Genomic DNA, 7,454 nt, shown 5'->3' with positions numbered 1-7,454 from the left:
CTGCTCAGGTGCAGCACGCGGTCGGCCCGTGCGGCGGCGGCTTCTGAATGGGTGACCAGCACCAGCGAGGCGCCGTGTTCGCGCGTCTGCGCAATCAGCGCGTCCATCACCCTGGCGGCCGTGCTTGGGTCGAGGTTGCCGGTGGGCTCGTCGGCCAGCAGCAGGCCGGGCCGGTGCACCAGCGCGCGGGCAATGGCCACGCGCTGCAGCTGCCCGCCGCTCAGTTGCTGCGGCAGGCGCGCGCCCAGGCCGCTCAGGCCGACGGCGTCGAGCATCGCCTGCACCCGGTGGTCATCGGCCTCGCCCAGCAGCAGCAGCGGCAGCGCCACGTTTTGCGCCACATCCAGGTGCGGCAGCACATGAAAGGCCTGAAACACAAAACCCACATGCTGGCGCCGCAGCAGCGCACGCTGGTCATCCGTCAGCGTGGCCAGGTCGGCGCCGTGCAGGCGTACCGTGCCTTCGTTCCAGCTGTCCAGCCCGGCCATGCAGTTGAGCAGGGTCGATTTGCCGACCCCCGACTCGCCGACGATGGCGACAAACTCGCCGGGGGCCACGGCCAGCGACACCTGGCTGAACACCACGCTGTCGCCATAGCGCTTGCCCAGGTTCTGGATGTGCAGGCTCATGCCGCGGCTTTGAATTGAGCGTTGACAAGGTCCAGCACCTGCTGCAGCGCATCTGGCGCGTCGCAGGCGACCACCCGGCGCTGCGGCATGGAGCGCAGCCAGGTGAGCTGGCGCTTGGCAAGCTGGCGCGTGGCAAAAATGCCTTTGTCGCGCAGCTCGCTCATGGGAAAGTCGCCGTCCAGGGCTTGCCAGGCTTGCCGGTAGCCGACGCAGCGCATGGAAGGCAGGTCCGCCGTCAGGTCACCGCGCGCGCGCAGGGCCTTGACTTCATCGACCAAGCCTGCCGCCAGCATCGCATCAAAGCGCTCGGCAACGCGGCCGTGCAGCCAGCCGCGGTCCGCTGGTTCCAATGAAATAAGGGTTCCAGCCCTTGATTTATATGCGCTATCAGCTATTGTTTTGATAGCGTTGCGTTGCTGGAAAAACGCCATCGGCTGACCCGACAGCCGGAACACTTCGAGCGCGCGCGAGATGCGCTGGGAGTCATTGGGCGCCAGCCGGGCGGCGGTGACCGGGTCGACCTGCGCCAGTTCGGCATGCAGCGCGGGCCAGCCTTTTTCCAGCGCCTCGGTGGCCAGCGCCGCGCGCACCGCCGGGTCGGCCTTGGGCATGTCGTCCAGGCCCTCAAACAGCGCCTTGAAATACAGCATGGTGCCGCCCACCAGCAGCGGCAGCTTGCCGCGCGCCGTGATTTCGCCGATCAGCCGCGCGGCGTCGGCCACAAACTCGGCCGCGCTGTAGGCGTGCAGCGGATCGCGGATGTCAACCAGGTGGTGCTTGACTGCCGCCAGTTCGGCGGCGCTGGGCTTGGCGGTGCCAATGTCCATGCCCCGGTACACCAGGGCGGAATCGACGCTGATGATCTCGACTGCATGCTGCTGCGCAATCGCCAGCGCGGCGGCGGTCTTGCCGGAGGCCGTCGGTCCGGCAACCGCAATGTAGTCAAGCGCCACGCTTGGGGGCCTCATGCGCCGGCTCGCCGTATTTTTGCACCACGGTCCAGGCGGTGCCGGCGATCAGCACGCTCCAGAACCACACGCCGTAGGTCAGCGGCCGCACCGTGCCGTCCAGGTGCGTGCCGAGCCAGCCGCCCATGCCGAAGGCCACCACCATCATCAAAAAGCCGTTCATGGCCGATGCCGCGCCGGCCGCATGCGGAAACGGCCCGACCGCGCCGCTCTGGCCGCAGGGCTGGTGCACGCCATGGGCCAGCATGAAGAGGTAGAAGGGCAGCATGATGGCCCAGCCGTTGTGCAGGCCGGCCCAGGCCAGCAGGCCCATCAGCGTGCCACCGGTCAGGCTCAGGCCGGCCGCAATCGCCACGGTTTTGCGCACGCCAAAGCGCGGCAACAGGCGGCGGCAGACAAAGGTGCCGGTCAGGTAAGAAAAGCACATCGAGAACATCACCAGGCCGTACTGGGTCTTGCTCAGCCCCAGCACCTTGATGAAGACAAACGAGGAACTCGCCAGAAAGGTGAACAGCCCGCCATAGGACGCGGCCGCGAGCGCCGAAAACGCCAGAAAGGTCGGGTTGCTGAATAGCTGGCCCCAGGTGCGGACCAGCGTGGCGGGGTGCAGGGCAGCGGGGTTTTTGTGGCGCAGGGTTTCCTTGAAGCGCAGACTGGTCAAGGCCAGCGCGAGGCCGCCAAACACCACGGGTGCGGTCAGCGCCATGCGCCAGCCAAAAAACTCTGACAGCAGGGCGCCCAGCGGCGCGCTGATGCAGGCCAGAATGCCCAGGCCGCTCAGACCCTTGGACATGATGCGCGCGCCTTCCAGCGGCTGGTACAGGTCGCGCACGACGGCGCGCGCACCCATGACGACCGCGCCCATGGCAGCGCCCTGCACCACGCGCCAGATGATCAGCAGCGCCATGCTGGGCGCCAGCGTGCTGCCGACTGCCGCCAGCGTGTAGCTCGCCAGCCCCCACAGCAGGATGGGGCGCCGGCCAAAGCGGTCCGACAGCGGCCCCCAGATCAGTTGCGAACAGCCGAAAGCCAGCAGCAGCGCGCTTAGCGTCAGCTGCGCCTGCGCCATCGGCGCGCCAAAGCTCTCGGTCAGCGCCGGCAGGGCCGGCAGGTACAAGTCGGTGGTGACCGGCTGAATGCCCAGCAGCAGGGACAGGATGAGGACGATCAGGCCGGGCGACATGGTGACGCTGGCCGGTGCGGCAAGCAGTGAGGAAGACGGAGCGGACATACCGTTGAGGCTACCAGAAAGGCAGCGACGGGCGCCGGCCAAAGCGCGCCCCGACCGCGCGGCACGGGGTGACTTGAATAAACGCGAAAGCAAGGGTTATCCCTTGGAAAAAACTATTGCAATCATCGCCTGTTTGAAAAATAATTTTGATGTGTCGCAAACGTGAAAAATGTTTTTCTTTAAAAATCCCGAATTCACGCAGTCTTCGGGCTTGGCCGCAACAGCATGCGGGTCATGGGCGGCGCATGGCAGGTGTGTTCAATTTCAACCGGACGGCCCGGACTAACTGGAGAGAATCATGGCTGGAGAAGCAATCGTTTCGGCGGCATCCACCAAGACCGCGCAAATGCGCCAATTGGAAGATGCGTTGAATGGCATCGGCGTGACGCGATCCCACAAGACCATCATTTTTTTGGTGGTGTGCGGCGTGTTGTTCGATGTGTTTGAGCAAAACACGGTCGGCCTGGTCGGGCCCATGCTGCGCCAGCAGTGGGGCCTCAACGCCACCGACATCGGCTTTTTGAACACCATCACCTTCATTGCGGCGGCCACCGGGCGCCTGCTGTCGGGCTATTTTGCCGACCGCTTTGGCCGGCGCTTCATGCTCAACGTCAACCTGTCGCTGTTCACGCTGGGCGCCGTTTTGTGCGCACTGGCGCCCGACTACGCGTTTCTGGCGGTCGGGCGCTTTGTCGTCGGCTTGGGCCTGGGGGGTGAAATCACCACCGCAGTCACGATGCTGGCGGAGTTTTGCTCGGCCCGTTTTCGCGGCACGGCGGTCGGCCTGATCAATGTGGGCGGTGGCGGCCTGGGCAATATGCTGGCGCCTGCCTTTGCGCTTGGCGTGTTTGCGCTGTTTCCCGGTGACAACGCCTGGCGCTGGCTGTTTGGCTGCCTCGTGCTGCCCGCCGTGTTCATCGTGTTCTACCGGCGCTACGTGCCCGAGACGCCGCGCTTTCTGCTGTCAAAAGGCCGGGTCGATGAGGCCAACCGGGTGCTGTCCATGCTGGCGGCGGGGCGCCTGGCCAATGGCCAGTTCAAGGTGCAGCGTTACATCACGGCCAATGCCGAAACCGTGGCGCCGACTTTGGACAAGGTGTCGTTCCTCGATATTTTCCGCAACGGCTATGGCCGCCGCACGCTGGCTGTCGGCGTCGCCTCATGGATGACTTTTGGCGCCCAGCTTTCGGTGCTGACCCTGATGCCGACGATTCTGGTGGCGCAGGGCTACTCCATCACCAAGAGCTTTGCCTTCACCATCGTCATGCAAAGCGGCAGCCTGCTCGGTGCCATTGCGGCTTCCACCCTGGGCTTTTACTTTCCGCGCAAACGGGTGCTGACGCTGGGCGCGATTGCGGCCTGCCTGGCCGGCCTGGCGTTTGGCAACCTCACCAGCAGCGTCGCGATGGTGCTGGTGTGCGGCGCCCTGTTCCAGTTCTGCGTGCTGACGCTGAACACCTCGATCTGGATTTATGCGCCCGAGCTCTACCCGACCCGCATGCGCGGCCTGGGCACCTCGTTTCTGCTGGCCCTGGGCACGGTGGGCGGCGCCCTGACGCAACTGCTGGCGGGCCGGATGTTTGACCTGTATGGCGTGGCCGGCATGTTTGGCCTGATCGCGGGCATGTACCTGATCTTCGCGGTGGCGGTGCAGTTTGCGCCCGAAACCTTTGGCAAATCGATTGAAGACGAGGCTGAGCCCGGGGCCAGCGCTGGCGAGGTCGCGGGCGTTTCCATGGCCGCACCTTCCGCCCGCTGAAAGGGATGTCATGACTCAAACCGTGTTGCTGATCAACCCCAATACCTCCTTGCAGACCACCGCGCTGATGTTGCGCAGCGCCCGCCTCGCGCTGGCGCAGCCGCTGGAACTGGTGACCGCCACCGCAGCCCGCGGCGCGTCCATGATCGTGAGCGAGGCCGATCTGGCCCTCTCGGCGCAGGAGGTGCTGGCGATCGGACTGGCGCAGGCCACGCAGGTCGATGCCATGCTGATCAGCGCTTTTGGCAACCCGGGGCTGGACGCCTTGCGCGGCCAGGTCAGGGTGCCGGTGGTGGGCATTGGCGAGGCGGCGATGCTGGAGGCGGCCTCGGGCGGCAGGCGCTTTGGCATTGCCACCACCACGCCCGGTCTGGAGCTGTCGATTGCCCAGGCTGTGGCCCGGCTCGGCTTGAGCGCGCAATTTACCGGGGTGCGGATCCCGCCCGGCGATCCGCTGGTGCTGGCAGCCAACCCTGATTTGCAGGCGGAGCGGCTGGCCGACGCGGTGCGCGCCTGCGTCGATGAGGATGGCGCGGCGGCGGTGGTGATTGGCGGCGGTCCGCTGGCCGAGTCGGCAGACCGGCTGGCGCGGCAGCTCGCCGTGCCGGTGATCTCGCCGGTAGCCGCGGGCATGCGCCGGGTGCTGCGTGAATTGCAGCGTCTGCAACTGAGCTGAGCCCGTTTCAGGCCGGGTGTCGGCTTACAGCTCCGACAGGGCGTCGTGCTCGGCTTCAATGGCCACCATGCGGCGCCGGCCCCTGGCCCCGGCGTGCTCCATGACGCGGGTGGCCAGCAGATGGCACAAAATCATCAGCGCGGCATGGTTGTCCAGCGGGCCTGGCGCCTGGGTGTGGCAGCGCAGCAGCCAGCGCGCGGGTATCGGCTGCTTGGAAAAATGGTCGGTGATGTAGAGCACCTGGGTGCCGGCCTGGCTGGCGTGCCTGGCGAAGTTAGCGGCCAGCGGCACACTGCGGCGCAGCGCAAACACCACCAGCAAATCCTTGTCAGTGATGTCGGCGACATAGTCGCCCAGCGTTTCGCCGGGGCCGGGAATCACCTGGGGGCCGTCCAGCACCTGGTTCAGCTGCCAGCGCAGGTAGGCCGCAAAATTGCGGTTTTGCCGGTAACCCAGAAACCACACCCTGCGCGCCTTGGCCATGGCCTGCGCGATTTCGTCGATCAGTTCGCCAGAAATCTGGTTGAAGGTGGCGCTGATGTTGTCTTGCCCCTGCTGGATGTGGGCGGCCATGGAGCCCGCCACACCGGGCATGGGTTTGAGCAGAAACAGCGCGGCGCCGTCGCTGCGGCCGGAGCGGCTGTGGCGTCGCGCCGTCTCGTAGCTTGCATAGCCGAGCCGGCGGATGAAGCGGGTCACGGTGGCGTTGGAAACGCCCGTCAGGCCGGCGAGCTCCGAGGCGCTGTAGCTCGACAGGTCACCCGGAAAATCGAGGATGAATTCGCCCAGCTTGCGCTCGGTGGGCGGCAGCTTGTTCAGCGCATCCCGTACCCGCGTGATGAATGAGCCGTCTGCCTTGGCGGTCATGGATGCGGACGTCATGGCGGGCAGATCGGGTACAGGGGCGCGTCCTGCGCGCAGGGGATGAGGCGGGGCATAGGAGCACTAGGCTACCAGAAACTGCGCTGGCAATCCGTGCTGATTGCCCCTACCTGGCTACTCGGCGGTCGCCACGGGCGCGGTGCGCTGGCCGTGACCAAACAGGCTGCTCAGGGCTGCGCGGTATTGCTCTTGCCCGAGGGCATTGGTGTTGTGGTGCGAGCCGCCTTGCACCAGCATAAACTGCTTGGGCTGGGCGGCCGCCTCAAACAGCTTGCGGCCCAGGTCGGGCAGGATCAGCTGGTCTTCGGTGCCGTGCACCACCAGCAGCGGCGAGCGGATCTGGCCGACTTTCTGGACCGCCTCGAAGCGCTGGGTGATCAGCAGCGATACCGGCATCCAGCCCCATTTGGAACTGCTCACCACATCGGCAATGGAGGTGAAGGTGCTTTCGACGATGGTGCCGCTTTCGTCAGCGACTTCGGCGGCCAGGTGGATGGCAATGGAACCGCCCAGCGAGTGGCCAAAGATATAGCGCGGGCGATGGGGGTATTTTTGCGCCAGCCAGTCCCAGGCGGCGCGGGCGTCCTCGTAGGCCGATGCTTCCGAGGGCAGCCCCTGGGTGCTTTTGCCAAAGCCGCGGTAGTCAACCGCCAGCACCGAAAAGCCCAGCTCCTGCATCCGGCGCATGCGCGGGGCCGAACCGGTGACGTTGTAGCGCGCGCCGTGCAGGTACAAAAGAATCGGCGATTTGGCTGATTCCGGTGTGTCGGCGGGCAGCCACAGGCCATGCAGCCGCACCGGGTCGTCGCCCGGGCTGCCGGCCTTGGGCTGGAAGCCAATCCAGACCTCCTCCATGCCCTGGGCCGCCGCGGCGCCGCCGCCCCAGCTGCGGTCGCTGGGCTGAAAAATCCAGGCGCGCTGCTTTTCGTCAACGCTGGCGCAGCCCGCCAGCAAGGCCAGCGCCGTCAAACAGGAGGTAAACAGGTGCCAGCGTTTCATGAGGGGGACTGACTAGCGGGCGGGCGGAAAGTTCAGCGCCTGCGGGTGAACAAGCAATAGCCTCCGGCGAACAGGGGCTTCATGGTAAGAACGCCTCGGTTCAGCCGACAAAGAATTGCCGGGCTCCGGCCCGGGGGATGCTGGAGCGGCCGGATCGCCGATACGGCATCTATTGCAAGCGGCCATACCCACCCCCTCACCCCAACGCAGGAGCTTTTCATGAAACGAAGAACTGTGAATACATCCATTTTGACCACCGCCCTCGGTTACGCACTGGCTCCGGCTGGCGCGAGTGCGGATTCGGGACGCC

General features: G+C 65.9%; 8 protein-coding genes. 3 read left to right on the top strand and 5 right to left on the bottom strand.

Annotation, left to right across the window (positions count from 1 at the left end):
• The 3 genes from RMO23_RS11250 to RMO23_RS11240 form a co-directional block, all read right to left on the bottom strand.
• On the bottom strand, positions 1 to 629 hold a 629-nt coding region (locus tag RMO23_RS11250; RefSeq protein WP_309681487.1), incomplete at its 3' end, for an ABC transporter ATP-binding protein.
• Positions 626 to 1,597 (bottom strand): tRNA (adenosine(37)-N6)-dimethylallyltransferase MiaA, encoded by a 972-nt coding sequence (miaA, locus tag RMO23_RS11245; protein WP_309681485.1) that lies wholly within the window; start codon positions 1,595 to 1,597, stop codon positions 626 to 628. The genes miaA and RMO23_RS11250, both read right to left, overlap by 4 nt.
• Positions 1,572 to 2,828, bottom strand: coding sequence for a multidrug effflux MFS transporter (locus RMO23_RS11240; protein ID WP_309681483.1), 1,257 nt, complete (start codon positions 2,826 to 2,828; stop codon positions 1,572 to 1,574). The genes miaA and RMO23_RS11240 overlap by 26 nt, the downstream gene beginning before the upstream one ends.
• Between RMO23_RS11240 and RMO23_RS11235 the strand changes: the two genes are divergently transcribed.
• The 3 genes from RMO23_RS11235 (at position 2,779) to RMO23_RS11225 (ending at position 5,263) form a co-directional block, all read left to right on the top strand.
• The gene (locus RMO23_RS11235) at positions 2,779 to 2,994 is read left to right on the top strand and encodes a hypothetical protein (RefSeq protein ID WP_309681489.1); all 216 of its coding nucleotides are present in this window, start codon (positions 2,779 to 2,781) and stop codon (positions 2,992 to 2,994) included. The genes RMO23_RS11240 and RMO23_RS11235 overlap by 50 nt on opposite strands.
• A gap of 132 nt (positions 2,995 to 3,126) precedes the next feature.
• Positions 3,127 to 4,587 (top strand): MFS transporter, encoded by a 1,461-nt coding sequence (locus tag RMO23_RS11230; protein WP_309681481.1) that lies wholly within the window; start codon positions 3,127 to 3,129, stop codon positions 4,585 to 4,587.
• 10 nt (positions 4,588 to 4,597) lie between these two features.
• Positions 4,598 to 5,263: an aspartate/glutamate racemase family protein gene (locus tag RMO23_RS11225; RefSeq protein ID WP_309681479.1), complete on the top strand. Its 666-nt coding sequence runs from the start codon at positions 4,598 to 4,600 to the stop codon at positions 5,261 to 5,263.
• Positions 5,264 to 5,287: 24 nt separating this feature from the next.
• Here the strand turns inward: RMO23_RS11225 and RMO23_RS11220 are convergent, their stop codons facing one another.
• Together RMO23_RS11220 and RMO23_RS11215 are read right to left on the bottom strand one after the other, a co-directional pair.
• On the bottom strand, positions 5,288 to 6,145 hold the full coding sequence (locus RMO23_RS11220) for a MurR/RpiR family transcriptional regulator (RefSeq protein WP_309681477.1): 858 nt from the start codon (positions 6,143 to 6,145) through the stop codon (positions 5,288 to 5,290).
• A gap of 114 nt (positions 6,146 to 6,259) precedes the next feature.
• Positions 6,260 to 7,144 carry an alpha/beta fold hydrolase gene (locus RMO23_RS11215; protein ID WP_309681474.1) on the bottom strand — a complete coding sequence of 295 codons (885 nt, stop codon included), beginning with the start codon at positions 7,142 to 7,144 and terminating at the stop codon, positions 6,260 to 6,262.
• Positions 7,145 to 7,454: the final 310 nt, after the last annotated feature.

It is taken from the genome of Polaromonas sp., from assembly GCF_031411155.1.
In the GTDB taxonomy this organism is placed as follows: Bacteria; Pseudomonadota; Gammaproteobacteria; order Burkholderiales; family Burkholderiaceae_C; genus Polaromonas.
Note: the sequence above shows the minus strand (reverse complement) of the source record. Positions and strands in the feature narration are given on the sequence as shown.